The following is a 24,133-nucleotide window of genomic DNA, read 5'->3' as shown; positions in this document are numbered from 1 at the left end:
CGTATAGGGGTGCCCTAGCGTTTCCGCTTGTCGTGTCCAGTCGGGCCGAGAAGAGGACCTATCCGATGAGCTTTATGGTGCTGCCCCCGGAGATCAATTCGCTGCTGATGTTTTCGGGCGCGGGGTCGGGCCCGTTGTTGGAGGCGGCGGCGGCCTGGGAAGGCTTGGCCTCCGAATTGGGTTCGGCTGCTTCGTCCTTCGGGTCGGTGACCTCGGGGCTGGCCGGTCAGCCGTGGCAGGGCCCGGCGTCGGCGGCGATGACGGCTGCGGCCGCCCCGTATACGGGGTGGCTCAGCCAGGCGGCCGCGCACGCAGCGGGGGCCGCCGGGCAGGCCCGCGCGGTGGTCAGCGCGTTCGAGGCGGCCCAGGCGGCGACGGTGCAGCCGATCATGGTGGCGCTCAACCGCAATTCGCTGGTCCAGATGGTGACGTCGAACTGGTTTGGGCTGAATGCGCCGGCGATCGCCCAAGCCGAGGCCGACTACGAGGCGATGTGGGCCCGGGACGTGTCGGCGATGTCGGGCTACTACTCCGGGGCCTCGGCGGCCGCTGCGGCGCTGGCGCCGGCGCAGACACTGCAGGACTTGCTGGCGGGTCTGCCAAATTTGGGGATCGGCAACATCGGCCACGCCAACCTGGGCAGCGGCAACGCCGGCAGCCTCAACGCGGGCAGCGGCAACACCGGCAGCCAGAACATCGGCAGCGGAAACTTCGGCAGCGGCAACATCGGCGGTGGCAACGGCGTCGTCGGCATTCCGAGCAGTGGGAACGTGGGCTTCGGCAACGTCGGCAACTCCAATCTCGGATTCGGCAACGGCACCTTCGGCGTCACGAGCGACAGAAACGTCGGCATCGGAAACCTTGGTCTTGCCAACGTCGGCGGCGGAAACAGCGGCAACAACAACTTCGGCTTCGGCAATGCCGGGAACTCGAACGTCGGTCTCGGGAACGGCGGTGGCAACAACAACGTCGGTGCGGGAAACACCGGCAGTGGCAACTGGGGCTTCGGCAACGACGGGGCGGGGAACATCGGCTTCGGCAACACCGGCACCAACAACATCGGCATCGGCCTCACCGGCAGTAACCAGGTCGGCATCAACCTGGCCGGGCTGCTGAATTCCGGCAGCAACAACATCGGCTTGTTCAACTCGGGCACCGGTAATGTCGGCTTCTTCAACTCCGGCAGCGGCAACGTCGGCCTGTTCAACTCGGGCAACGGCAACATCGGGATCGGGAACTCGGGCCATGTCGTCGGCGCATTGCCGGTGGGGCACAACTTCGGATTCGGCAATGCCGGTGACCTCAACACCGGGTTCGCCAACGCCGGCAGCATCAACACGGGCGCCGGAAACGGTGGCCTAGGAAACATGGGTGTGGGCAACGGGGGCGAGCTGAACGACGGCAATTTCAATAGCGGTGAGCTGAACACGGGCAGCTTCAATTCGGGCCTTGTCAACACCGGCTTTTTCAACTCGGGCAACACGAACACGGGTTGGGGCAACTCCGGCAGCACAAATACCGGTGCCTACAACGCGGGGGCGCTCAACACCGGCTTCGGCTTCACCGGCACGGGTCCGGGCCCGAACTCGGGCTTCGGCAACACCGGCAGCGACGAATCGGGTTTCTTCAATTCGGGAATCACCAGCTCGGGCTTCGGTAATGCCGGCTTCGGCGACAGTTCGGGCCTGCTGAACACGGGGACTGCCGACGCGGGTATCCGGAACAGCGGCTCGGATGCCGCCGGCATCCTCAACTCGGGCGACATAGTTTCCGGCATCGGCATTTCGGGCGACGAGAGCTCGGGCGGGTTCAACGCGGGCACCCGGGTGTCGGGCTTCGGGCGCTAGCGGAGCCCGGTTCGGTTGCCGTCGCCGCGGGTAGTGTTGATCGCGACGTCTCTGGCAAAGGAACGATCCGATGACCGTGAAAACTCTGAGCCCCCTCCGGCGCGGACTGTGCGGCCTGGTTGCCGCCGGGATACTGGGCGCCCCCGTGCTCGCGATGCCGCTGGCCGGCGCCGATCCCCAATGCGATCAGACCGTGGGTCAGTCCATCGACTCGTACCTGACCCGGCACCCGGACGTGAAGCAGCAGCTGCAGGCCAGGTCCCAGGCCGAGGGTGGCGGCGGCAACGTCATCGACTACCTGAATCGGCATCCCGATGTGCGGCAGCATCTGATCGACCTGTCGCAGCAGTGCGTGCCATAGCGAGCGGGTGTCGTCTCGAAACGCTGTCGGCGACGCGCGGGAACGTTCGCCATTGACTAAAAAGTAGAACACGTTCTAGCGTCTAGGCGTGTTCTCTGATCCCCTCAACGAAGCCATCGTCGAAGCCGAAAAACTCGTCGCGGCCGCACCGTTTATCGAAACCGAAGCCGACCTGCTCGAAGGGCTGCAATACCTGGGCGGCTGCATCGCCGCGTGCGAGCATCTCGCCTTCGACTACGACCGCGACCATCCATTCCTACAGTCGGGCACCGGGCCGTTCACCAAGATGGGCCTCGACAACCCCGACACCCTCTACTTCGGCACCCGGGTGCATGCGGGCCATGAGTATGTGGTCACCGGCAGGCGCGGCACCACCACCGACCTGAGCTTCCAACTGCTCGGCGGCGAGTACACCGATGACAACGTTCCCGCCAGCCAGGCTGCGTTCGACGACCGAGAGCTCGACATCGCCGAAGACGGCAGCTTCGAGTGGCGGGTGGTCCCCACCAGCGCGGGTCAATTGGTGATGCGCGAGGTCTACGGCGACTGGTCGGCGCAGCGCGGCACCCTGGCGATCGCCCGAACTGATACTGCTGGCACCGCCCCGCCGCCGCTAACTCGCGAAATGATCGAAAGGCGTTACGCGACAGCGGGAAAGCAGCTGGTTCAGCGCGTGAAGACCTGGCTGCAATTTCCCCAGTGGTTCTATGACAATCTCCCGGTCAACACCATGGTGGCACCTCGGCTGACGCCGGGCGGACTGGCCACGCAGTACTCGTCGGTCGGGCACTGGGATCTGCGGCCGGACCAGGCCCTGGTTATCACCATTCCGGTTAGTGATGCTCCCTACCTCGGCTTCCAGCTCGGCAGCCTGTGGTACATCTCGCTGGATTACATCAACCACCAGACCTCGCTGAACAACACTCAGGCGCAAGCGGATCCGGACGGCAAGGTGCGCATCGTCGTTGCCGACCAGAATCCGGGAGTCACCAACTGGGTAGAGACCCTCGGCCACCGGCGCGGATACCTGCAGTTCCGCTGGCAGCGGGTGTCGCGTGAGCTCACCGGTGCGGATGGTCCGACGGTCGAGCTGGTTGACCTCGACGGGGTGCCGAGCAAGTTGCCGTATTTCGACCACAACAAGATCTCCGAGGACGACTGGCGCGCGCGAATTGCGCTGCGGCAGCGACAAATTCAGGCAAGGATGCTGGGATGACGAAGTTGCTAGCCGGCAAGGTCGTGCTGATCAGCGGCGTGGGCCCGGGCTTGGGCACGACGCTGGCGCACCGATGCACGCGGGAGGGCGCCGACCTGGTGCTGGCGGCCCGCACGCCGGAACGGCTGGACGACGTCGCCAAGCAGATAGCCGACGCCGGCGGGCGCGCGACGACGGTGCCCACCGACATCACCGAGGACGACCAGGTGAGCAACTTGGTCGATGCCACGCTCGAGGCCTACGGAAAACTTGACGTGTTGATCAACAACGCGTTCCGGGTGCCCTCGATGAAGCCGTTGGCGGCGACCAGCTTTCAGCACATCCGGGATGCCATCGAACTCAGCGCCCTCGGCGCGTTGCGGCTGATCCAGGCCTTCACCCCGGCGCTGGAACAGGCGCACGGATCGATCGTCAACGTCAATTCCATGGTGCTGCGGCACTCGCAGGCCAAATACGGCGCCTACAAGATGGCCAAGTCCGCGTTGCTGTCGATGTCGCAGTCGTTGGCGACCGAACTGGGCGAGAAAGGGATCCGTGTCAATTCCGTTGCGCCCGGCTATATCTGGGGTGAGACGCTGCAGGCATACTTCAACCATCAGGCCGGCAAGTACGGCACCACGGCCGAGCAGATCTACGAGGCCACCGCGGCCAACTCCGACCTCAAGCGACTGCCGACCGAGGACGAGGTGGCCTCGGCGATTCTGTTCATGGCCAGCGACCTGTCCAGCGGCATCACCGGGCAGTGCCTGGACGTCAACTGCGGGGAGTATCACACCTGATGACCCAACGGACCAACGTCGGCACCGTCGAGGACCTGCAAGCGTCGGCGACCAAGCTGTGCGGGCTGGACGACTTCGGCGCCGACGACGACAACTACCGCGAGGCGTTGGGCGTGCTGTTGGACTCCTATCAGCGTGACGCGGGCCTCACTGAGTTGGGCAGCAAGATGAATCGGTTCTTCTTGCGCGGCGCGCTGGTGGCCCGGTTGTTCGCCGAGTCGGCGTGGAAGCAGTACCCGCAGTACGTCGACGTGGCCATCGAGCGGCCGATCTTCGTCACCGGCCTGCCGCGCACCGGAACCACGATCTTGCACCGCCTGCTGGGCGCCGACCCGGTACATCAGGGCCTGCACCTGTGGCTGGCCGAGTTTCCCCAGCCGCGGCCGCCCCGCGACACCTGGGACGAAAACCCGTGGTACAGCGCGCTGAATGCCCAGTTCGAAAAGGCTCACTCAGAGAACCCGGAGTACACCGGCCTGCACTTCATGGCCGCCTACGAGCTGGAGGAGTGCTGGCAGCTGCTGCGGCAGTCGCTGCATTCGGTGTCATACGAAACGCTGTCGCACCTGCCCACCTATTCGCGCTGGCTGTCGGAGCAGGACTGGACGCCGTCATACCAGCGGCACCGCCGCAACCTTCAGCTGATCGGACTCAATGACGTCGAAAAGCGTTGGGTACTCAAGAACCCCAGCCATCTGTTTGCGCTCGATGCGCTGATGGCGACCTATCCCGATGCCCTGGTGATACAGACCCACCGGCCGGTGGAAACGATCCTGGCGTCGATGTGCTCGTTGGCGCAGCACACCGCTGAGGGCTGGTCGACGACCTTCTCCGGCGCCCAGATCGGCGCTGACAACATGGAAACCTGGTCGCGCGGTCTGCGCCTGTTCAACACCGCACGCGCCAAATACGATCCGGCCCAGTTCTACGACGTCGACTACCACGACTTGATCGCCGACCCGCTCGGGACGGTCGCCAACGTATACCGGCACTTCGCTATCCCGCTGACCGACGAGGCGCGAAAGGCCATGGAGGACAGCCACGCCGAGAGTCAGACCGGCGCCCGGGCTCCCAAGCACAAGTACTCCCTGGCCGACTACGGCCTGACCGCCGAGGTCGTCAAGGAGCGGTTCGCGGGGCTGTAGTCCGCGAGTTGCTCACGCTGGTCACGGCTGCCGCTCCAGCCTCTGCGCCGGGCGGCACCCAATGTGCCTGCCTCACAGCGACAATTGGTTAGCCCGTGGCGCTGTCGCTATGAGGCAGACACAACGGCTGCCCGGCCCGACAGGGGCCCACGGGGAGGTTAGGCCGGATCGTCGGGGTGATCCAGGTAGCCCTCAGCCGCCGCGTGCTCGATGCTGTCGCTCAGCTTCGGGCAGGCCCGCGCACGCGCGGTGTCGCCACCGGATTCGCGTATTTCGGTGAAGTACGCGCAACGCTGCGCCGCCTGGGTGTTCCACTGCACCGCGGTGTGACCCGGGCCGAGCCTCTTGACCGTGACCGTGACGTGGCAGAATCGGCAATCCACCGGCAGCAGCCCCGACGTCAGGTAGCGCTCGCGATCGGCGCGGCTGGCGTCGGCGACCGCGGCGGCGCGATCCGGGTCGTCGGCGAAATCCCTTGACTTCAGCCAGGATCCGGACCCACCGTTTCGCGCGGGCGGCCCGTCGTGATCGTGATGATCGCCGTAGAGCAGCAGCATCGACCGGGCGAGCCGATCGACATCGGGTACTGCCGGCTGGTCCTCGGGCATGGTCTCAGTGCTGCTCGGCGGGTACGCCTTCGGAGTCGGGTTCGGATTCCCGGGCCTTGAGGTTCTCCTCGACCTCGGCGTTCCAGTACTCGTTGGCGCGGGTGGTGTCGATCTCAATCTCGAAGCGCTCCACCATTTCTGGCGTGATGTCGGCGACGTCGACGTAGAACTGCTGGTACCAGCGGCGCAGCTGGTAGACGGCGCCGTCCTCCTCGACCAGCAGCGGGTTGTCGATGCGGGTCTTGTGCTGCCAGATTTCGACGTCCTGCAGGAAGCCCTTGCTGACCCCTTCGGTGAAGACCCGCGAGAGCTTGTCGGTCATCTTTTCGTCCATGCCCTTGGGCTTTTCGACGATGACGCCCCACTGCAGCACGAACGAGTTCTGGGTGACCGGGTAGTGGCAGTTGATCAGGATCGACTCGGCCTTGTAGCCGCCGTAACTGTTGTGCAGCCAGTTGATCATGAACGACGGCCCGAAGTAGGACGCCTCCGAATCCAAGTGCGCCTCACCGTAAGACGTGCCCAGGTCGTTCACGTCGGGCCGGCCCACGTTGTGCAGGTACTGCGACGCGATGTGACCCTCGAAGACATTCTTGAAGTACGTCGGCAACCCGAAATGGATGTAGAAGAAGTGCGCCATGTCGGTGACGTTGTCGATGATGTCGCGGCAGTTGGACCCCTCGATGAGGATGCGGTTCCAGCGCCAGTCGGTCCATTCGTCGCTGGCCGCCTCGGGGATCTCGGGGATCCGGACCGCGGGGTCCGGCGGGTTGCCCTCGTGGTCGTGCCAGACGAACAGCAGGCCCCCGCGCACGTCGGTCGTCCACGAGCGGGTGCGCGCGGTCTTCGGGGTGCGCTTGGCGTAAGGCACCAGCTTGCAGCGGCCGTCGCCGCCCCAGCGCCAGTCGTGGAACGGGCAGGCGACTTCGTCGCCCTTGATGGTGCCCTCGGACAGGTCGCCGCCCATGTGCCGGCAGTAGCCGTCTAGCACCTTGATGTCGCCGTGCGAGTCGGCGAACACCACCAGCTTGGTGCCGAACGCCTGCACCGAATGCGGCTTGCCGTCCTGGAAGTCCTTCGCGACGCCCAGGCAATGCCAGCCCCGGGCATATCTCGTCGGCAAGGCTCCGGGATCGATTTCCCGGATACCCACCGCCTTGGTGTCGGTAGTCACCAGTCACCTCCAGTGGTCTCTAACTAGAACACGTTACAGTTTTGGGGCTGGCCGGCGCAATGACCGCTGGTCTAGCCGCGTTATCGCGGGCGTATTGGCGCAAGGTATATCTAGACGATGCCGCTGTTTGCTTTCGAGGGCCGGTCGCCGCGCGTCGATCCGACCGCTTTCGTGGCCCCGACCGCGACCCTGATCGGCGACGTCACGGTCGAGGCGGGGGCGTCGGTCTGGTTCAACGCCGTGTTGCGCGGTGACTACGGGCCGATCGTGGTGCGGGAAGGCGCGAACGTTCAGGACGGATCGGTGTTGCACGCCCCGCCCGGCATTCCGGTGGACATCGGGCCGGGCGCGACGGTGGCGCACATGTGCGTGATCCACGGTGTGCACGTCGGCAAGGAGGCGCTGATCGCCAACCACGCCACAGTTTTGGACGGGGCGGTGATCGGGGCGCGCAGCCTGATCGCCGCCGGGTCACTGGTGCTGGCGGGCACCCAGATTCCGGCCGGGATGCTGGCGGTCGGGTCGCCGGCGCAGGTGAAGGGGCCGGTTGCCGGAACCGGGGCCGAGATGTGGGTCAACGTCAACCCGCAGGCCTATCGTGATCTGGCGCAGCGCCACATCGCCGGGCTGAGGCCGATCTAGCGTTCGCGGGCAGGCAGTTTCACGGTCGAGAACATTTGCGTGCTCGCGGCCGCCTGTCCTTACAGCTCGAATCGCCGCTCAGCCCTTGGCAATTACGTCAGGCCGGGCGTCCCGGGGAAGCCCAACAACAACCCACGGGCACCACCTGCGCCGCCATTGCCGATAGTGGCCGGCGAGTTGCCGCCATTACCGCCGTTACCGCCGTTGCCGACGAGTTGCGCGTTGCCGCCGTTGCCGCCGTTCCCGCCCACACCCGCAGCAGCGATCGCCTCGCCGCCCGCGCCGCCCGTGCCGCCGGATCCGATGAACCCTGCCTTGCCGCCGTTTCCACCAGCCCCGCCGGACGCGCCAAGTCCGCCGGCACCGCCGGCGCCACCGTCGCCGTCGAGCGTGCCGCCGGCGCCACCGTCACCGCCGTTACCCCCGAGAGTGCCGCCGGCCCCGCCGGCTCCGCCGGCTCCACCGGTGCCGAACAGCCGGGCAGTGCCGCCAGCGCCTCCGCCCCCACCGACGGCGGCCCCCGACAGGCCGCCCGCACCGCCGGCGCCGCCGGCGCCGAGCAGCCCGGATTGGCCGCCGGCGCCGCCAAGCCCTCCGGCGCCATTGACGCTCGTCCCGCCCGCGCCGCCGGTTCCGCCATTGCCGGAAAACAGCGCGCCGCCGCCGCCACTACCGCCGGTCCCGCCCGCGGCACCCTGTGAAAACCCGCCGCCGCCGGCGGCGCCGCCATGCCCGGACAGCCAACCCGCGTTGCCACCCGCACCGCCGATCCCGCCGTCCCCGCCGGCGGTGTTCAGCGAAGAACCGCCGGCACCACCGGCGCCACCGGCCCCGGTGAACATCCCGCCGGCAGCGCCCGCGCCGCCGGCTCCTGCGGTACTGCCGGAGCCCGTGGCAATCCCACCCGCTCCGCCCGCGCCGCCGGTTCCGAACAGGCCGGCGCCGCCGCCGGCACCCCCGGCGCCCGCCGTGCTGGTGGGCGCCGCCGACATCCCGCCGGTGCCGCCCGCCCCGCCGGTTCCGAACACTCCAGAGTGCCCGCCGGCGCCGCCGGCGCCGCCGTTCGCGTTGGGCTGTGCGCCGATGAAGCCGCCGATGCCGCCGGCGCCGCCGCCACCGCCGTTGCCGGAGAGCATGCCGCCTGCGCCGCCTGCGCCGCCGGCGCCGCCCCCGCTGAGCCCGCTGTCCCCGCCGGCCCCGCCGAGGCCGCCGGAGCCGAATAGCCCGGCGTTACCGCCGGCGCCGCCGCCGCCCGCGACGCTGATGGCATTACCGCCTGCGCCGCCCGCTCCGCCGGCTCCGTAAATCAGGCCGCCCGCACCGCCGTTCCCGCCAAAGCCGCTGCGGCCGTTGACACTGATACCGGCCGCGCCGCCGGCCCCACCGGTTCCGAAAAGCCCGGCGGCGCCGCCGGCCCCGCCAGAACCGCTCACGGCGCCGACGGCTTGGGCGCTGCCGCCGGCGCCGCCCGCCCCGGCGGTACCCCAAAACAGCCCGGCCGCGCCGCCGTTGCCACCGTTTCGGCCCGCCGCACCGGACCCGCCGTTGCCGCCGTTGCCGACCAATATCCCGCCCGGCCCGCCGTTTTGGCTTGTCCCCGGCGCGCCGTTGGCGCCGTTGCCGATCAACGGGCGACCCAGCAGCGTCTGGGTGGGCGCGTTTATCGCGTTCAACACGCCCTGCAGCGGCGAAGCGTTGGCGGCCTCGGCACTCGCGTAGGCGACGGCGGCTGTGTTCAGGGCACGCACGAACTGCTCGTGAAGAGCCGACACCTGTGCGCCGAGCGCCTGATATGCCTCGGCATGCCCGGTGAATACGGCCGTGATGGCCGCCGACACCTCGTCAGTCGCCGGCGCCAGCAGTCCGGTAGTGGGGGCGAGCGCGGCGAGATTCGCCTCAGTGAGCGCTGACCGAATAGTTGCCAGATCTGCCGCCGCGGCATCGATCACCTCGGGCGCCGCTATCAGAAAGGACATGTGGCACCCTCCCCGCACGTGTCAACCCTGGGCGTTGGCTTATGGCCGTCAAGCCGGCAGAGCGTAACAGCTGCTGGGACACAAAATCTCGCGTTTTCGCCAAAACGCGCGGTGCGCGGAACCGGCCCGCGTTCTAGACGTGTCGCGTGTTCGCGATGGCGCGGTCCATCTCCCAGTACGCGCGCAGGGCGACCATCTGGCCTTCGTCGTTGGCCTTGTAGGTGAAGACGCCCTCCGCCGTGGTCTGATAGTCGCCCGTGGTGATGAGGATGTGCCCGACGTTGGCTTCCTCGTTGCCGCATTGGTAGGTGTCGCGGAAGAAGAACTCGATCTTGGTGGTGGGCGCGATGGTGTTGTCCCAGAACGCCTCGATCGCGGCACGCCCGCGATGCCCCTTGCCCTCGGGATCGAGGGGCGACGGCCCGATGGGGTCCTCGACGATCGCGTCGTCGGCGAACACCGCCAGCCACGCCTCCTTGTCCCTGGCGATGACCGCCTCGCGGGAGCGGCGCCCGGCCTCGTGGGCGGGGTGCTTGGTCTTTTCCTGAATGTTCGTCATGCCGGGACCTTTTCGGGCTTGTCGGCGCCGACCACCCACATGGAGTAGTACTGCGAGCCGCCGCCGTACGCGTGGCCCAACGCCTTTCGTGCGCCGGGAACCTGGTGATCGCCGCCCTTGCCCATCACCTGAATCGCGGACTCCGCGAAGCGGATCAGGCCTGACGCGCCGATGGGGTTCGACGACAGCACGCCGCCCGACGGGTTCACCGGCAGCCGGCCGCCGATCTTGGTCTCGCCGGCCTCGGTGAGCTTCCAGCCCTCGCCCTCGGGCGCAAACCCGAGGTTTTCCAACCACATCGGCTCGAACCAGGAGAACGGCACGTAGATCTCGGCGGCGTCGATCTCGTCGATCGGGCTGGTGATGCCGGCGGCCTTCCACAGCGCGGCGGCAGCGTCGCGCCCCGCCTGCGGGCTGACCTGGTCGCGGCCGGAGAACTGCAGCGGCTCGGTGCGCAACGCGGTCGCGTGAATCCAGGCCACCGGCTGCCCTTGCGCCACACGGGCTTCGGCGGCCTCCTCGTTGCCGATGACGACCGCCGCCGCCCCGTCGGACGACGGGCAGGTCTCGTCGTAGCGGATCGGGTCCCACAGCATGGGTGACTCCATCACCTTCTCGACCGTGATGTCGGGCTGGTGCAGATGGGCCAGCGGGTTGCGGGCCCCGTTGAGCCGGTCCTTGACCGCGACCATGGCGCCGATGTTCAGCGGCGCCCCCGAGCGGCGGATGTAGGACCGAACGTGCGGGGCGAAGTATCCGCCGGCGCCGGCGCCGACCGGCTTGATGAACGGGATCGGAATCGACAACGCCCACATGGCATTTGATTCCGATTGCTTTTCCCAGGCCATAGCCAGGACGCGGCGGTACTTTCCGGACTGCACCAGGCTGGCGGCGACAACGGCGGTGGACCCGCCGACCGAACCGGCGGTATGCACCCGGATCAGCGGCTTGCCGGTGGCGCCCACGGCGTCGGCCATGAACAGCTCGGGCATCATGACGCCCTCGAAGAAGTCCGGAGCCTTGCCCACCACGACCGCGTCGATGTCGTCGAAGGTCGAACCGGAGTCTTCCAGTGCGCGGTCGATCGCCTCGCGCACCAGGCCGTTCATCGAGACGTCTTTGCGCTTGGCGACATACTTCGTCTGCCCGGTACCGAGTACCGCGGCAAGGTGTGCCCCTGCACCGGCCATCAGTTCTTTCCTTCCATGACCGCTACCAGGTTCTGTTGCAGGGCGGGCCCGCTGGTGGCGTGCGCCAGCACCCGCTCGGCCGAACCGTTCCAGATGTGTTGTGCGGCAAAGCCGATCCGTTCCAGGCCGGCGACGAACATGGGGTTGGCCGCCAGGGCCCCGCCGGACGGATTGACCTTCGTCGCGCCCGGAATGTTGATCGCCTCCGCCAGGATCAGGTGCTGATGGGTGAAGGGGGCGCAAATCTCGGCGACGTCGAGGTTGCGGGTGTTGCCACCGGTGGCGGCCTTCGCCGCGGCCTTGGTCGACGGCGACTCGGTGAGGTCGCGAACGCCCAGCGACGGGGATTCGATGCGGTGTTCGATACCGGTGATCCAGGCCGGGTTTTCGCGCAACTCGCGGGCCCGGTCGGCGGCGGCGAGCACGATCGCGGCGGCGCCGTCGGTGATCGGGGCGATGTCGTGGCGGCGCAACGGATCGGCGAAGAACGGCCGTTCCAGCAATTCGTCCAGGCTGACCGGGGGCTGCACGGAGTCGACGCGCTTGGCGTTCGCGAAGGAATCGAATGCTACGCGCGCCATCTGAATGTCGGTCCACTTGCCGGTGTCGAGCCCGATGCGGGCCTGCAACCCGGCCATCGACACCGAGTCCGGCCACAACGGCGCCACCGTGTAGGGGTCGGTCTGCCGCGACAGGATCTGGCGCAGGATCCCCGCCGAGGACTTGCCGAAGCCGTACACCAGGGCGGTGTCGACCTCGCCGGTCAGGATCTTGATGTAGGCCTCGTACAGAGCCCAGGCCGCGTCCATCTCGACGTGCGACTCGTTGATCGGCGGAACGGCGCCGATGGAGTCGATCGCGGAGATAAACGAAAATGCCCGGCCGGCAAGGTAATCCGACGATCCGGAGCACCAGAATCCGATGTCGGCCTTGGTGATGCCCAGCTCCTCGTAGAGCTGGGCGAAGCACGGCATCAACATCTCGACGCCGTTGGTGGTGCCGTCGGTGCGGCGGACGTGCGGGGCATGGGCGAAGCCGACGACCGCAACATTGCGAGCGCTCATGTGCAGCTGGGTCCTTTACAGGTGGTGCTTGTAGGTGTCGTACTCGGCGTCGGGTTCGCCGGTCGGCCGGAAGTACTCGATGTTGTCGATGCCAAATCCCCACTCGTCGCGGGGTTTCCACACCGCCTCGACACGCATGCCCATCCGCACCTCGTGCGCGTCGACGTCGGCGACCAGATGCAGGAACGGGATGTCGGCGCCGTCGAGCAGCACATAGGCCGCCACGTACGGCGGCTTGATGCGCTGGCCCTGGAAGGGGATGTTGATGATGGCGAACGTCGTCACCGTGCCCTTGTCGGGCAACTCGACGAACTCGGTGGTCGGCTGGCCGGTGGCCGGATCGGCGCCGTGCGGCGGGAAATACACCTTCCCGTTTTCCCCGGTCCTCGCGCCCAGCAGCTTTCCTTCGGCGATGGCGCGAAGGTAGGCGCTCTCCTCGTGCGAGGCGGTGTGCTGGATCGTCAGCGAGATCGGCGTGACGATCATGGTGACCGGGTCCTGGTCGCTTCCGGGGCCTTCCGGTTCGGCCTCCTCACCCAACGCAAAGTAGGCGATGTTGGTGATGGCGCCCACCGTCTCGTCGGCCCAGTGCACGTGGACCCGAGCGCCGGTGCGGATCTTGCCGGGCTCGCCCGCATCGACGGCGTGCATCAGCAGGGTGTCCGCGCCGTCCAGCTTGATCAGCGCCCACGCGAACGGCCGGTCCAGCGGCTGGCCCTCGATCGGCTCGGGCTGCCAGGTCCACGACGCGACGGTGCCGACGCTCGACACCGGTACCATCTCGCCCAGCGGCTCGTAGGTGACGGGGTCATATTCCGCCGGCGGGACGTGCACCCGGCCATCCGATCCGCGCACCCCGAGAATGCGGCGGTCACGCAACGCGGTGAAGAACTTGCTAAGCGTGGCGCCCACCGAACGGGTGTAGTCGAATGACAACGTCAGTGGCGCGGAGAGCGGTGGCTCACGGTGATCCATCAAGGTCGGGCTGCTCGAACTGGCTGTCACGCCATCGAGTAGAACAGGTTCTAAGAATCGTTTCAACATCGGGTCAGGAGAGGCACTCATCATGAAGCTGGGGTTGCAGCTGGGGTATTGGGGCGCCCAACCGCCGGAGAACCACGCGGAGCTCGTCGCGGCGGCCGAGGAGGCCGGATTCGACGCCGTCTTCACCGCCGAGGCGTGGGGATCGGACGCCTACACGCCGCTGGCCTGGTACGGATCGTCGACGTCGCGGGTGCGGCTGGGCACCTCGGTGGTCCAGCTGTCGGCGCGGACCCCCACGGCCTGCGCGATGGCCGCCCTGACGCTGGACCACCTGTCCGGGGGCCGGCACATTCTTGGGCTGGGCGTGTCCGGCCCACAGGTGGTGGAGGGGTGGTACGGCCAGTCGTTCCCGAAGCCGCTGGCCCGCACCCGTGCATACATCGACATCCTGCGGCAGGTGTGGGCGCGTGAGGCGCCCGTGACCAGTTCCGGGCCGCACTACCCGCTGCCATTGACAGGTGCTGCGACGACCGGGCTGGGCAAGCCGCTCAAGCCCATCACCCATCCGCTCCGGGCCGACATCCCGATCATGCTGGGCGCCGAGGGCCCCAAGAACGTGGCGCTGTCCGCCGAGATCTGCGACGGCTGGCTGCCGATCTTCTACACCCCGCGGCTGGCCGACATGTACAACGAGTGGCTCGACGAGGGCTTCGCCCGGCCCGGTGCCCGTCGCACCCGGGAGGACTTCGAGATCTGTGCGACGGCCACCATCGTCATCACCGACGACCGCAGCGCCGCCTTCGCGGCCATGAAGCCGTATCTGTCGCTGTACATGGGCGGCATGGGCGCCGAGGACACCAACTTCCACGCCGACGTCTACCGCCGGATGGGCTACGCCGAGGTCGTCGACGACGTCACGAAGCTCTTCCGCAGCAACCAGAAGGACAAGGCCGCCGAGATCATCCCCGATGAGCTGGTCGACGACGCCGCGATCGTCGGCGACATCGACTACGTCCGTAAGCAGGTCAAGGTGTGGGAGGCCGCGGGCGTCACGATGATGGTGGTCAACGGCCGCAATGCCGAGCAGATCAGCGAGCTTGCTACCTTGGTGTAGCCCGGTCCCAAAGAGGGTTGCCGTCCGAATAGAACGCGTTCTAGATTGGCCCGATGACAGCCTCGCAACACACGATCGCCGGCACGGTGCTCACGATGCCGGTGCGGATCCGACGGGCAAACCAGCACATGGCGATGTTCTCGGTGGACGCCGACGCCGCGCAACACCTGATCGACTACAGCGGCCTGCAGGTCTGCCGTTACCTGCCGAGGCGCACGATCGTCGTGCTGATGCTGATGCACTACATCGACGGCGACCTGGGCCAGTACTACGAATTCGGCACCAGCGTGATGGTCAACCCGCCGGGATCTTCGCCCAGCGGACCGCGGGCGCTGCAGTCGGCCGGCGCCTTCATCCACCACCTGCCCGTCGACCAGCCGTTCACGCTGGAGGCCGGGACCAAGATCTGGGGTTACCCGAAAGTCATGGCGGACTTCACCGTTCGCGAGGGCCGCCATTTCGGATTCGACTGCACCGTCGACGGGCAGCTGGTGATCGACATGGAATTCCGTCGGGGCCTGCCGTTTTCGCTGACCCCGCGCCAGCAAGCGCAGCGCACCTACTCGCACCGCGACGGCGTCACCCGCGAGACCTCCTTCGAACACACCCTGGACGGGGTGCGCACCCGATTCGGCGGGGTGCGGGTCCGGCTGGGCGATCACCCCTACGCGAAAGAGCTGGCGTCGCTGGGCCTTCCGAAGCGTGCGATGGTGTCCAGCTCGGTTGAGAACGTGCAGATGACCTTCGGCGATGCTCAGGAGATCTCATGACGGTGACTTCGGTGACCAGACCCGATGTGGACCTGACCGACGGCACTTTCTACGCCGGTGACTCGCACGCGGTCTACCGCTGGATGCGGGAGAACGAGCCGGTCTTTCGCGACCGCAACGGGCTGGCGGCGGCGTCGACGTACCAGGCCGTCATCGACGCCGAGCGCAAGCCCGAGCTGTTCTCCAATGCCGGCGGCATCCGACCTGACCAACCCGGCGTCGAGATGATGATCGAGATGGACGACCCGCAACATCTGTTGCGGCGCAAGCTCGTAAACTATGGCTTCACCCGCAAGCGGGTGAAAGACCAAGAGGCCAAGATCAATTCGCTGTGCGACACGCTGATCGACGCGGTGTGCGAGCGCGGCGAGTGTGACTTCGTCTGGGACCTGGCCGCGCCGCTGCCGATGGCGGTCATCGGCGACATGCTTGGGGTGCTGCCCGAGGAACGCGCAATGTTCCTCAAGTGGTCCGATGAGCTGGTCGGCGCGTTGAGCAGCACCGCGGCCGAAGCGGACATGCAGGTCACCATGGATGCTTTCGCCGCCTACAGCGAATACATGATGGGGATGATCGCGGCCCGCAAGTCCGAGCCGACCGACGATCTCGTCAGCGTCCTGGTGCACGCCGAGGTCGAGGGATCGCGGCTGGAGGACCACCAGATCGTCACCGAGGTCCTGTTGCTCCTGATCGGCGGCGACGAGACCACCCGTCACACGCTGTCCGGCGGCACCCGGCAGCTGCTGCTGCACCCCGACCAGCACCGGCGGTTGGTCGACGATCTGAGCCTGCTGCCCAACGCGATCGAAGAGATGCTGCGCTGGACCGCGCCGGTGAAGAACATGGCCCGCACCGTCACCGCCGACACCGAATTCCACGGCACGGCGCTGCGTGAGGGCGAAAAGATGATCCTGCTGTTCGAGTCGGCCAACTTCGACGAGAAGGTCTTCGAGGATCCGGAGAGCTTCAACATCGAGCGCTACCCGAACAACCACCTGGCGTTCGGGTTCGGGACGCACTTCTGCCTTGGCAACCAGCTCGCGCGGCTGGAGCTGTCGATCATGCAGACGCGGCTGCTGCAGCGCCTGCCGGACTTGCGGCTGGCGTCTCCAGATGCCGCGTTGCCGTTGCGGCCCGCGAACTTCGTTTCCGGCCTCGAGAAGATGCCGGTGGCGTTCACGCCGAGCGCGCCGCTGGGCTAATCGGCCCTCGTCGCGCCGAGCGTGTTCTGAGGGCGAGGAATCGACCAAATTCCGTGCGTGAGTTCACGTTCGGCGAGACCATGCCGTGGCCAGCCGTGCCAGGATGCTGCCCCGCGTGTGTTCGGCCATGACGCGAATGGTGATCCAACCCATGGCGTTTAGAGCTTCATAGCGCTCGATGTCCCTGCGCAGTTGCCGGCGATCGGTGCGATGGTGGTCACCTTCGTACTCGAGGGCGATTTTGAGATCCTCCCAACCGAGGTCAACAACCGCGACCAGCTCGCCATATTCGCCGTAGACCGGGAGCTGGCTCTGCGGCGGCGGGTATCCGGCCTCGATGACCATCAGTCGCAGCCAAGTCTCCCGGGGTGACTCAGCGCCGGCATCGACAAGTGCAAGCGCGCGCCTGGCTCGCCGTATGTTCCGGTGGCCTTTGTAGCGTTCCGCAACCAATTCCGCGTCGGCGACCTTTAGCCGCGTTGCTCGGGCAAGGGCATCGATAGCAGCGACAGCGTTCCCTACCGGATTGCGGCAGGCCAGGTCGAATGCCGTGCGCGCAGGGTTCGTCGTCAGCACGTCGTCGATCACTTGAGTCTCATCGTCCGCGACGGTGTCCGACCAGGTACGGATGCCGGCCGGGGGGCGACGATGTTCGTAGAGCAATTGCGCCGGCGCGCGGTGATCTACCCATTTCGCACCGTGCAGGGCCGACGCTGATTGTCCCGCGACGATCCCGCGCCGCCGGGACCACAGCCAGGCGGCACGAGCGCGTGTCACTGCGGTCAGATCCGTGTCGCGGGGGACGTAGACGTTGGGATGGATTGCGACGAATCTGCTTCGCAGCGCGTGCCGCGTGACCGCGCCCGCTGCGAGCGCTTCGCTTCCGATGAACGGTTCTCCCACGCGGGCAGTGTGTCCCACGCCACCGACAGGTGCGCCCAGCGTGAAACCAGGTATCAAATTCGGGCGGAATCGCGCCGCCAGTTCACGCTCGGCGCGAAGGGCGTGCGTCAGCGGTTCTGGAAGTTGGGCTTGCGCTTCTCGGCGAACGCCCGCGGGCCTTCCTTGGCGTCGTCGGAGAGGAACACCTTGATGCCGATCTGGGTGTCGATCTTGAACGCGTCGTTCTCGTGCAACCCCTCGGTCTCCCGGATCGCACGCAGGATCGCCTGCACGGCCAGCGGACCGTTGTTCTCGATGATCTCGGCGATCTCTAGCGCCTTCGTCAGCGCCTGACCATCCGGGACGACATGCCCGATCAGGCCCATCTCCTTCGCCTCGGCGGCGGTGATGTGGCGTCCGGTCAGCAGCAGGTCGCAGGCGACCGTGTAGGGGATCTGCCGTACCAGTCGCACCGCGGACCCGCCCATCGGGTACAGGCTCCACTTGGCTTCCGAGATGCCGAATTTGGCGCTCTCACCGGCGACTCGGATGTCGGTGCCCTGCAGGATCTCGGTGCCACCGGCGATCGCGGGTCCCTCGACGGCCGCGATGAGGGGTTTTGTGAGTCGGCGGCCTTTGAGCAAGGCGTCGATGCGTGACGGGTCGTAGCTGCCGTCCTTGAACGAGTCGCCCGGCGGTTTCTTGGTTGCCGTCTTCAGGTCCATGCCCGCGCAGAAGTAACCGCCGGCCCCGGTCAGGATGCAGCACCGGATGTCGTCGTCGTTGTCGACGCGGTCCCAGGCCTGCACCATGATTTCCATCATTTCGGTGCTCAGCGCGTTGCGGGCGTGCGGCCGGTTCAACGTGACGATCAGGGTGTGACCGCGCTGCTCGATGAGTGCGTCGGGTCCCGTTTGCTCGTTTGCTGGAGCCTCGGCCACGGCTGGTGCCTTTCCGTTGACGTTGGGGGTGAGCTTGTCAAGAAATGTAACACGTTCTAATTTGGTGGCCGTGGCCCTGAATATTGCCGACCTTGCCGAGCACGCCATCGACGCTGTGCCTGACCGTGTTGCCCTCATCTGCGGCGACGAGAAGCTGACCTACGCCGAGCTGGAGGAGAAGGCCAACCGTTTCGCCCACTACCTGATCGACCAGGGCGTCAAGAAGGACGACAAGGTCGGGCTGTACTGCCGCAACCGCATCGAGATCGTCATCGCCATGCTCGGCATCGTCAAGGCCGGCGCGATCATCGTCAACGTCAACTTCCGCTACGTCGAGGGCGAACTTCGCTACCTGTTCGACAACTCCGACATGGTCGCCCTGGTCCACGAGCGCCAATACTCCGACCGGGTGGCCAACGTGCTGCCGGACACCCCGAACGTCAAGACGATCCTGGTGGTCGAGGACGGCAGCGACAACGACTACAAGCGCTACGGCGGCGTCGAGTTCTACGGAGCGTTCGCCGACAGCTCGCCCGAGCGTGACTTCGCCCCGCGCAGCGCCGACGACATCTACCTGCTGTATACGGGTGGCACGACGGGCTTCCCCAAGGGCGTGATGTGGCGTCACGAGGACGTCTACCGGGTGCTGCTCGGTGGAACCGACTTCGCCACGGGCGAATTCGTCAAGGACGAATACGATCTGGCCAAGGCCGCGGCCGCCAATCCGCCGATGATCAACTATCCGGTTCCGCCGATGATCCACGGCGCCACCCAGTCGGCCACCTGGAGGTCGATCTTCTCGGGCCAAACCACCGTGCTGGCACCGGAATTCAACGCCGACGAGGTCTGGCGCACGATCCACGAGCACAAGGTGAACATGCTGTTCTTCACCGGCGATGCGATGGCCCGGCCGTTGCTCGATGCGCTCGACAAGAAAAACGACTACGACCTGTCGTCGCTGTTCATGTTGGGCAGCACCGCGGCGTTGTTCTCGCCGAGCATCAAGGAGCGCCTGCTCGAGCTGCTGCCCAACCGGGTCATCACCGACTCGATTGGCTCCTCGGAGACGGGCTTTGGTGGCACCAGCATCGTCGCCAAAGACGCCCCTCACAGCGGTGGGCCCCGCGTGACCATCGACCACCGCACCGTCGTGCTCGACGAGGACGGCAACGAGGTCAAGCCCGGGTCCGGCGTGCGCGGCTTCATCGCGAAGAAGGGCAACATCCCGGTCGGCTACTACAAGGACGAGAAGAAGACCGCCGAAACGTTCAGGACCATCAACGGAGTTCGCTACGCGATCCCGGGGGACTGGGCGGTGGTCGAGGAGGACGGCTCGGTCACCATGCTGGGTCGCGGCTCGGTCTCGATCAACAGCGGCGGCGAGAAGATCTACCCCGAGGAGGTCGAGGCGGCCCTGAAGGGCCACCCCGACGTCTTCGACGCCCTCGTGGTCGGTGTGCCGGATCCGCGTTACGGCCAGCACGTGGCCGCCGTCGTGCAGCCCCGGCCCGGGGCGCGGCCCTCGCTGGCCGAGCTGGACAGCTTTGTGCGCTCCGAGATCGCGGGATATAAAGTGCCGCGCAGCCTTTGGCTGGTCGACGAGGTCAAGCGTTCGCCCGCCGGCAAGCCCGACTACCGCTGGGCCAAGGAGCAGACCGAGGCCCGCCCCGCCGACGACGTGCATGCGAGCCACGTGACGACCTGATCGGCTCCTAGTGGCCTGACCCACTTCCCGGTGGGTCTAGAGTCGAAGCGCGATGACGATCGACGTGTGGATGCAACATCCGACGCAACGGTTTCTGCGCAGCGACATGCTGGCCTCGCTGCGGCGTTGGACCGGGGGAGCGATGCCCGACGCCGACATCCCGATCGAGGTGACAATCGCGGCGATGGACGCCGCCGGCGTCGACTTCGGCCTGCTCAGCGCGTGGAGCGGTCCCAATGGCCAGGACCTGGTCTCCAACGACGAGGTTGCCGGATGGGTGCGGTCGCATCCGACGCGGTTCGCCGGTCTGGCGACCGTCGACCTCGATCGCCCGATGGCCGCGGTCCGCGAGCTGCGGCGCCGCGTGACGGAGGGATTCGTCGGCCTGCGGGTGGTGCCCTGGCTGTGGGACGCACCGCCCACCGACCGCCGCTACTATCCGCTGTTCGCCGAATGCGTCGAGCGCAACGTTCCGTTCTGCACCCAGGTCGGGCACACCGGCCCGCTGCGGCCGTCGGAGACCGGGCGCCCGATTCCCTACATCGACCAGGTGGCGCTCGACTTTCCCGAGCTGGTCATCGTCTGCGGCCACGTCGGCTACCCGTGGACCGAGGAGATGGTGGCCGTCGCCCGCAAGCACGAGAACGTCTACATCGACACCTCGGCCTACACCATCCAGCGGCTGCCGGAAGAGCTCGTCAGGTTCATGAAAACCGGCACCGGGCAACGCAAGGTCTTGTTCGGCACCAACTACCCGATGATCACCCACACGCACGCGCTGGCGGGGCTGGACGAATTAGGGCTTAGCGACGACGCCCGCCGAGACTTCTTGCGCGGCAACGCCCAACGCGTCTTCGGACTGGAGGAAAACAGGTGAACGGCGCACAGGCCCTGATCAATACCCTGGCCGACGGCGGCGTGGACGTGTGCTTCGCCAACCCGGGCACGTCGGAGATGCATTTCGTCGCCGCACTCGACGCCGTTCCCGAAATGCGCGGTGTGCTAGCGCTTTTCGAGGGTGTGGCCACCGGCGCGGCCGACGGCTACGCGCGCATCGCGGACCGGCCGGCCGCGGTGCTGCTGCACCTGGGCCCGGGACTTGGCAACGGCCTGGCCAACCTGCACAACGCGCGCCGCGCGCGGGTGCCTATGGTGGTGGTCGTCGGCGACCACGCCACCTATCACAAAAAGTACGACGCCCCACTGGAATCCGACATCGACGCGCTGACCGGCACCGTCTCGGGATGGATGCGCCGCACCGCGCGAACGGCCGACGTCGCGTCCGACGCCGCCGAGGCGATCGCCGCCAGCCGGTCGGGATCCCACATTTCGACGCTGATCCTGCCCGCCGACGTGTCCTGGTCGGACGGGGGGCAACCGGCGCGAACGCCGCCCGCCGAGCCGCCGCGACCCGATCCCGCCCTGGCCTCCGAGGTGCTCGAGGTTTTGCGTTCGGGGGAGCCCGTGGTGCTCATGGTCGGCGGCGACGCTACCCGGGGGCCCGGGCTGGCCGCGGCCGCCCGTATCGCCCGGGCGACCGGGGCCAAGTTGTTGTGCGAGACGTTCCCGACCCGGCTGGAACGCGGCGCGGGGGTCCCCGCCGTCGAGCGGCTGGCCTACTTCGCCGAGGCGGCCACCGCCCAGCTCAACGGCGCCAAGCACCTGGTGCTGGCGGGCGCCAAGTCACCGGTGTCGTTCTTCGCCTACCCGGGCATGCCCAGCGACCTGGTGCCGGCGGGCTGCCAGGTGCATGTGCTCGCCGAATACAACTGCGCCGCAAACGCTTTGGCCGCTCTGGCCGATGAGGTGGCGCCCGGCACGCAAGCCCCGCTGGCGGCCGCGTCGCGTCCGCCGCTGCCCACGGGTGCGCTGACGTCCGCGTCGGCCGCCGCCGTCGTCGGGGCGCTCCTGCCGGAAGGGGCGATCGTCGTCGACGAGTCGAACACGTCGGGCATCATGCTGGAGCGCGCCACGGCCGGTGCGCCGGCCCACGATTGGCTGACGCTGACCGGCGGCGCGATCGGCTACGGCATTCCCGCCGCGGTGGGCGCCGCGGTGGCCGCCCCCGATCGTCCGGTGCTGTGCCTGGAATCCGACGGGTCGGCGCTGTACACGATCTCGGGGTTGTGGACCCAGGCGCGGGAAAACCTCAACGTGACCACGGTGCTGTACGACAACAGCGCCTACGACATCCTGCGGATCGAGCTGGCGCGGGTCGGGGCTGGGTCGTCGCCCGGCCCGAAGGCGTTGGACCTGCTCGACTTGTCGCGTCCCACAATGGATTTCGTCAAGATTGCCGAGGGCATGGGAGTTTCCGCGCGGCGCGTGACCACGGCCGAGGAATTCGCCGATGCCCTGCGGGCTGCCCTCGCCGAACCGGGACCGCACCTCATCGACGCCGTGGTGCCGTCGATAACGGGCTAGCACCTCAGGCGTCGAAGGTCGTCGTTCCGAGACCGCTGGGGCTTTCCGAGATGTAGACCGGTCCCAGCTCGAAGGGGATGTTCCCGGTGTTCATCACGCTGCCGGTAACCGTGAGGGGAGTCGCGGCGGTGGTCGTGTAGCTGTACAGCAGCTGGCCGGTGCTGGTCTGGACGGTGATGACCGTTCCCACCGGCACGGTTCCGGACGTCTGGCCGGTGCCGAGTAGGGATGCCGGGATCGATCCGAAGTTGTCGCCGGAATCGATGAGCAACGAGGGAACGACCGTGGACGTCGTCGTGCCCCCCGGGGGCGTGACCTGTACGTCCACGTTGGCGACGGTCGGCGAGCCGGTGATGGAGACGGTGCCCGGCAACGGATTTGGGCCGAACACCAGTTGGTTGTGGGGTTGGTTGACGAGCACACCCTGGTCGAGGGTCCCGGGCAGCGCCGTGATCACGGTGCTGGTGCCCGGACCCCCGGCGTTCGGCCCGATGCCCAAAACGCCGACGACGCCGGTGCCGGCCCAGTAGTTTGCGAAGCTTGTCGCGTTGCTGCCGGTGAGGATGTCAACGGCGGTCGGCGCGGTGACGGCGGTGACGGATCCATTCGCCCCCGTCAAGAACGCCACCGATTCGTCGGACGTCGAGTAGTTGACCGTCACCGACGCGCCCGGACCGGAATAGGAAACCGAACCGGTCGCGACGGAGGGGCCGGCGTTCGGGACGTACTGCCCCTCGATCACCAGACCGCTGGATCCGGTGTCGACCAGCACGGGCGCCGGCGGCCCGCCGTTTATCGAGACGTACACGATCGGGAAACGCCCCTGAGACAGCGTCAGCGCGATGGCCTGGTTTTGCGAAATCGGGGTTCCGTTGCTGCCGGCGCTGTTGCCGGGGCCGCTGCCGGCCCCGCCGATGCCGCCGGTGCCGTTGGTGCCGGGCGAGCCGACCGTGCCACCGCTGCCGCCGGTCCCGCCGTTGCCGCCGTTGCCGCCGTTGGCGCCACTGCCGACGGCGCCGACGCTGCCCCCGAAGCCGGCCGCGCCGCCGGAGCCCGCGGCGCCCGCTTTGGCGCCGTTGCCGCCGGTGCCGCCCTGGCCGCCGTTGACGCCGGTGCCGGCCAACGTGGCCGAGCCGCCGTTGCCCGCGTTCGCGCCATCGCCCCCGCGGCCGGCGTTGCCGCCGGTGCCGCCGTTGACGCCCGCGCCGCCGGTTCCGCCGTTGCCCCCGGCGCCGCCGGCGCCGCCGTCGCCGCCGTTATCGCCCTGGGCGTTGAAGGTGGCGCCACTGGCGTCGCCGCCGGCGCCGCCGTTCCCGCCCTGGCCGCCCATGCCTCCGTTGCCGCCAGCGAAGCCGCTGCTGCCTTGCCCGCCGGCGCCTCCGGAGCCGGCGGTGCCCCCGGTGCCCCCGTTTCCGCCGGTGCCGACGGGCAGCCGTTCGCTCCCGGGTGCCGCTTGGAAGCCGGTGCCGGGCGCGCCGCCCGCGCCGGCCGCCCCCCCGTTGCCGCCGGGGCCCCCGGCGGCAGCGGGTGTGTCGTATTCACCTCTCCGC

Annotated in this window: 22 protein-coding genes; 12 read left to right on the top strand and 10 right to left on the bottom strand. The window is 67.7% G+C overall.

Going from position 1 to position 24,133, the window contains the following annotated elements:
• The first annotated feature begins 65 nt into the window (after positions 1 to 65).
• The 5 genes from A9X00_RS11235 (at position 66) to A9X00_RS11215 (ending at position 5,348) form a co-directional block, all read left to right on the top strand.
• Positions 66 to 1,847 (top strand): PPE family protein, encoded by a 1,782-nt coding sequence (locus A9X00_RS11235; protein WP_067152893.1) that lies wholly within the window; start codon positions 66 to 68, stop codon positions 1,845 to 1,847.
• A 70-nt stretch (positions 1,848 to 1,917) separates the two neighbouring features.
• On the top strand, positions 1,918 to 2,208 hold the full coding sequence (locus A9X00_RS11230; protein WP_067152891.1) for a hypothetical protein: 291 nt from the start codon (positions 1,918 to 1,920) through the stop codon (positions 2,206 to 2,208).
• A gap of 88 nt (positions 2,209 to 2,296) precedes the next feature.
• The gene (locus A9X00_RS11225) at positions 2,297 to 3,424 is read left to right on the top strand and encodes a hypothetical protein (RefSeq protein ID WP_067152889.1); all 1,128 of its coding nucleotides are present in this window, start codon (positions 2,297 to 2,299) and stop codon (positions 3,422 to 3,424) included.
• Positions 3,421 to 4,203 carry an SDR family oxidoreductase gene (locus A9X00_RS11220; RefSeq protein WP_067152886.1) on the top strand — a complete coding sequence of 261 codons (783 nt, stop codon included), beginning with the start codon at positions 3,421 to 3,423 and terminating at the stop codon, positions 4,201 to 4,203. The genes A9X00_RS11225 and A9X00_RS11220 overlap by 4 nt, the downstream gene beginning before the upstream one ends.
• Entirely contained in the window at positions 4,203 to 5,348 is a 1,146-nt protein-coding gene (locus A9X00_RS11215; RefSeq protein ID WP_067152884.1) for a sulfotransferase, read from the top strand. The genes A9X00_RS11220 and A9X00_RS11215 overlap by 1 nt, the downstream gene beginning before the upstream one ends.
• 158 nt (positions 5,349 to 5,506) lie before the next feature.
• On the opposite strand, the gene A9X00_RS11210 is transcribed toward A9X00_RS11215, so the two are convergent.
• Complete coding sequence (locus A9X00_RS11210) at positions 5,507 to 5,956, bottom strand: hypothetical protein (protein WP_067152882.1); 450 nt, start codon at positions 5,954 to 5,956, stop codon at positions 5,507 to 5,509.
• Between the two features lie 4 nt (positions 5,957 to 5,960).
• Entirely contained in the window at positions 5,961 to 7,130 is a 1,170-nt protein-coding gene (locus tag A9X00_RS11205) for a Rieske 2Fe-2S domain-containing protein (protein WP_067152880.1), read from the bottom strand.
• Positions 7,131 to 7,247: 117 nt separating this feature from the next.
• On the opposite strand from A9X00_RS11205, the gene A9X00_RS11200 reads away from it, so the two are divergent.
• Positions 7,248 to 7,772, top strand: coding sequence for a gamma carbonic anhydrase family protein (locus tag A9X00_RS11200; RefSeq protein WP_067152877.1), 525 nt, complete (start codon positions 7,248 to 7,250; stop codon positions 7,770 to 7,772).
• A 92-nt stretch (positions 7,773 to 7,864) separates the two neighbouring features.
• Here the strand turns inward: A9X00_RS11200 and A9X00_RS11195 are convergent, their stop codons facing one another.
• The 5 genes from A9X00_RS11195 to A9X00_RS11175 all read right to left on the bottom strand — a co-directional run bounded on the left by A9X00_RS11195 (position 7,865) and on the right by A9X00_RS11175 (position 13,566).
• On the bottom strand, positions 7,865 to 9,748 hold the full coding sequence (locus A9X00_RS11195; protein WP_067152875.1) for a PE family protein: 1,884 nt from the start codon (positions 9,746 to 9,748) through the stop codon (positions 7,865 to 7,867).
• A 133-nt stretch (positions 9,749 to 9,881) separates the two neighbouring features.
• On the bottom strand, positions 9,882 to 10,307 hold the full coding sequence (locus tag A9X00_RS11190; RefSeq protein WP_067152873.1) for a nuclear transport factor 2 family protein: 426 nt from the start codon (positions 10,305 to 10,307) through the stop codon (positions 9,882 to 9,884).
• Complete coding sequence (locus tag A9X00_RS11185; RefSeq protein WP_067152871.1) at positions 10,304 to 11,497, bottom strand: thiolase domain-containing protein; 1,194 nt, start codon at positions 11,495 to 11,497, stop codon at positions 10,304 to 10,306. Before A9X00_RS11185 ends, A9X00_RS11190 begins: the two co-directional genes overlap by 4 nt.
• Complete coding sequence (locus A9X00_RS11180; RefSeq protein ID WP_067152869.1) at positions 11,497 to 12,561, bottom strand: thiolase domain-containing protein; 1,065 nt, start codon at positions 12,559 to 12,561, stop codon at positions 11,497 to 11,499. Before A9X00_RS11180 ends, A9X00_RS11185 begins: the two co-directional genes overlap by 1 nt.
• Before the next feature lie 15 nt (positions 12,562 to 12,576).
• The gene (locus A9X00_RS11175; RefSeq protein ID WP_197515135.1) at positions 12,577 to 13,566 is read right to left on the bottom strand and encodes a Zn-ribbon domain-containing OB-fold protein; all 990 of its coding nucleotides are present in this window, start codon (positions 13,564 to 13,566) and stop codon (positions 12,577 to 12,579) included.
• Between the two features lie 61 nt (positions 13,567 to 13,627).
• Here A9X00_RS11175 and A9X00_RS11170 point away from each other — a divergent pair, with 61 nt between their 5' ends.
• From A9X00_RS11170 to A9X00_RS11160, 3 genes are read left to right on the top strand one after another with little or no spacing between them, the layout of a single operon-like run.
• Positions 13,628 to 14,659, top strand: a complete 1,032-nt coding sequence (locus A9X00_RS11170; RefSeq protein WP_067152865.1) for an LLM class F420-dependent oxidoreductase — start codon at positions 13,628 to 13,630, stop codon at positions 14,657 to 14,659.
• 53 nt (positions 14,660 to 14,712) lie between these two features.
• Positions 14,713 to 15,429: an acetoacetate decarboxylase family protein gene (locus tag A9X00_RS11165; RefSeq protein ID WP_067152863.1), complete on the top strand. Its 717-nt coding sequence runs from the start codon at positions 14,713 to 14,715 to the stop codon at positions 15,427 to 15,429.
• Positions 15,426 to 16,631 carry a cytochrome P450 gene (locus A9X00_RS11160; RefSeq protein ID WP_067152861.1) on the top strand — a complete coding sequence of 402 codons (1,206 nt, stop codon included), beginning with the start codon at positions 15,426 to 15,428 and terminating at the stop codon, positions 16,629 to 16,631. The genes A9X00_RS11165 and A9X00_RS11160 overlap by 4 nt, the downstream gene beginning before the upstream one ends.
• Positions 16,632 to 16,694: 63 nt before the next feature.
• On the opposite strand, the gene A9X00_RS11155 is transcribed toward A9X00_RS11160, so the two are convergent.
• Positions 16,695 to 17,534: a hypothetical protein gene (locus tag A9X00_RS11155; RefSeq protein ID WP_067152859.1), complete on the bottom strand. Its 840-nt coding sequence runs from the start codon at positions 17,532 to 17,534 to the stop codon at positions 16,695 to 16,697.
• A 107-nt stretch (positions 17,535 to 17,641) separates the two neighbouring features.
• A complete protein-coding gene (locus A9X00_RS11150; protein WP_067152856.1) occupies positions 17,642 to 18,454 on the bottom strand; it encodes a crotonase/enoyl-CoA hydratase family protein in 813 nt (270 codons plus the stop codon).
• Between the two features lie 64 nt (positions 18,455 to 18,518).
• Here A9X00_RS11150 and A9X00_RS11145 point away from each other — a divergent pair, with 64 nt between their 5' ends.
• The 3 genes from A9X00_RS11145 to A9X00_RS11135 are packed head-to-tail and all read left to right on the top strand — an operon-like array spanning position 18,519 to position 22,583.
• Complete coding sequence (locus A9X00_RS11145; protein ID WP_067152854.1) at positions 18,519 to 20,159, top strand: acyl-CoA synthetase; 1,641 nt, start codon at positions 18,519 to 18,521, stop codon at positions 20,157 to 20,159.
• Between the two features lie 52 nt (positions 20,160 to 20,211).
• A complete protein-coding gene (locus A9X00_RS11140) occupies positions 20,212 to 21,036 on the top strand; it encodes an amidohydrolase family protein (protein ID WP_067152852.1) in 825 nt (274 codons plus the stop codon).
• Complete coding sequence (locus A9X00_RS11135; RefSeq protein WP_067152850.1) at positions 21,033 to 22,583, top strand: acetolactate synthase large subunit; 1,551 nt, start codon at positions 21,033 to 21,035, stop codon at positions 22,581 to 22,583. Before A9X00_RS11140 ends, A9X00_RS11135 begins: the two co-directional genes overlap by 4 nt.
• 4 nt (positions 22,584 to 22,587) lie before the next feature.
• Here the strand turns inward: A9X00_RS11135 and A9X00_RS31295 are convergent.
• A partial coding sequence (locus tag A9X00_RS31295; RefSeq protein WP_197515134.1) for a PecA family PE domain-processing aspartic protease occupies positions 22,588 to 24,133 on the bottom strand: 1,546 nt, incomplete at its 5' end.

Origin of the sequence: Mycobacterium sp. 1245805.9, assembly GCF_001672915.1 — a bacterium.
In the GTDB taxonomy this organism is placed as follows: domain Bacteria; phylum Actinomycetota; class Actinomycetes; order Mycobacteriales; family Mycobacteriaceae; genus Mycobacterium.
This window is presented reverse-complemented; position numbering and strand designations above follow the sequence as displayed.

What these genes read in the sequence shown, in the direction of transcription:
- A9X00_RS11235 (WP_067152893.1), top strand. Translation starts at nt 66, where the DNA reads ATGAGCTTTATGGTGCTGCCCCCGGAGATCAATTCGCTGCTGATGTTT.
- A9X00_RS11230 (WP_067152891.1), top strand. Translation starts at nt 1,918, where the DNA reads ATGACCGTGAAAACTCTGAGCCCCCTCCGGCGCGGACTGTGCGGCCTG.
- A9X00_RS11220 (WP_067152886.1), top strand. Translation starts at nt 3,421, where the DNA reads ATGACGAAGTTGCTAGCCGGCAAGGTCGTGCTGATCAGCGGCGTGGGC.
- A9X00_RS11215 (WP_067152884.1), top strand. Translation starts at nt 4,203, where the DNA reads ATGACCCAACGGACCAACGTCGGCACCGTCGAGGACCTGCAAGCGTCG.
- A9X00_RS11210 (WP_067152882.1), bottom strand. Translation starts at nt 5,956, where the DNA reads ATGCCCGAGGACCAGCCGGCAGTACCCGATGTCGATCGGCTCGCCCGG.
- A9X00_RS11200 (WP_067152877.1), top strand. Translation starts at nt 7,248, where the DNA reads ATGCCGCTGTTTGCTTTCGAGGGCCGGTCGCCGCGCGTCGATCCGACC.
- A9X00_RS11195 (WP_067152875.1), bottom strand. Translation starts at nt 9,748, where the DNA reads ATGTCCTTTCTGATAGCGGCGCCCGAGGTGATCGATGCCGCGGCGGCA.
- A9X00_RS11190 (WP_067152873.1), bottom strand. Translation starts at nt 10,307, where the DNA reads ATGACGAACATTCAGGAAAAGACCAAGCACCCCGCCCACGAGGCCGGG.
- A9X00_RS11185 (WP_067152871.1), bottom strand. Translation starts at nt 11,497, where the DNA reads ATGGCCGGTGCAGGGGCACACCTTGCCGCGGTACTCGGTACCGGGCAG.
- A9X00_RS11180 (WP_067152869.1), bottom strand. Translation starts at nt 12,561, where the DNA reads ATGAGCGCTCGCAATGTTGCGGTCGTCGGCTTCGCCCATGCCCCGCAC.
- A9X00_RS11170 (WP_067152865.1), top strand. Translation starts at nt 13,628, where the DNA reads ATGAAGCTGGGGTTGCAGCTGGGGTATTGGGGCGCCCAACCGCCGGAG.
- A9X00_RS11165 (WP_067152863.1), top strand. Translation starts at nt 14,713, where the DNA reads ATGACAGCCTCGCAACACACGATCGCCGGCACGGTGCTCACGATGCCG.
- A9X00_RS11160 (WP_067152861.1), top strand. Translation starts at nt 15,426, where the DNA reads ATGACGGTGACTTCGGTGACCAGACCCGATGTGGACCTGACCGACGGC.
- A9X00_RS11140 (WP_067152852.1), top strand. Translation starts at nt 20,212, where the DNA reads ATGACGATCGACGTGTGGATGCAACATCCGACGCAACGGTTTCTGCGC.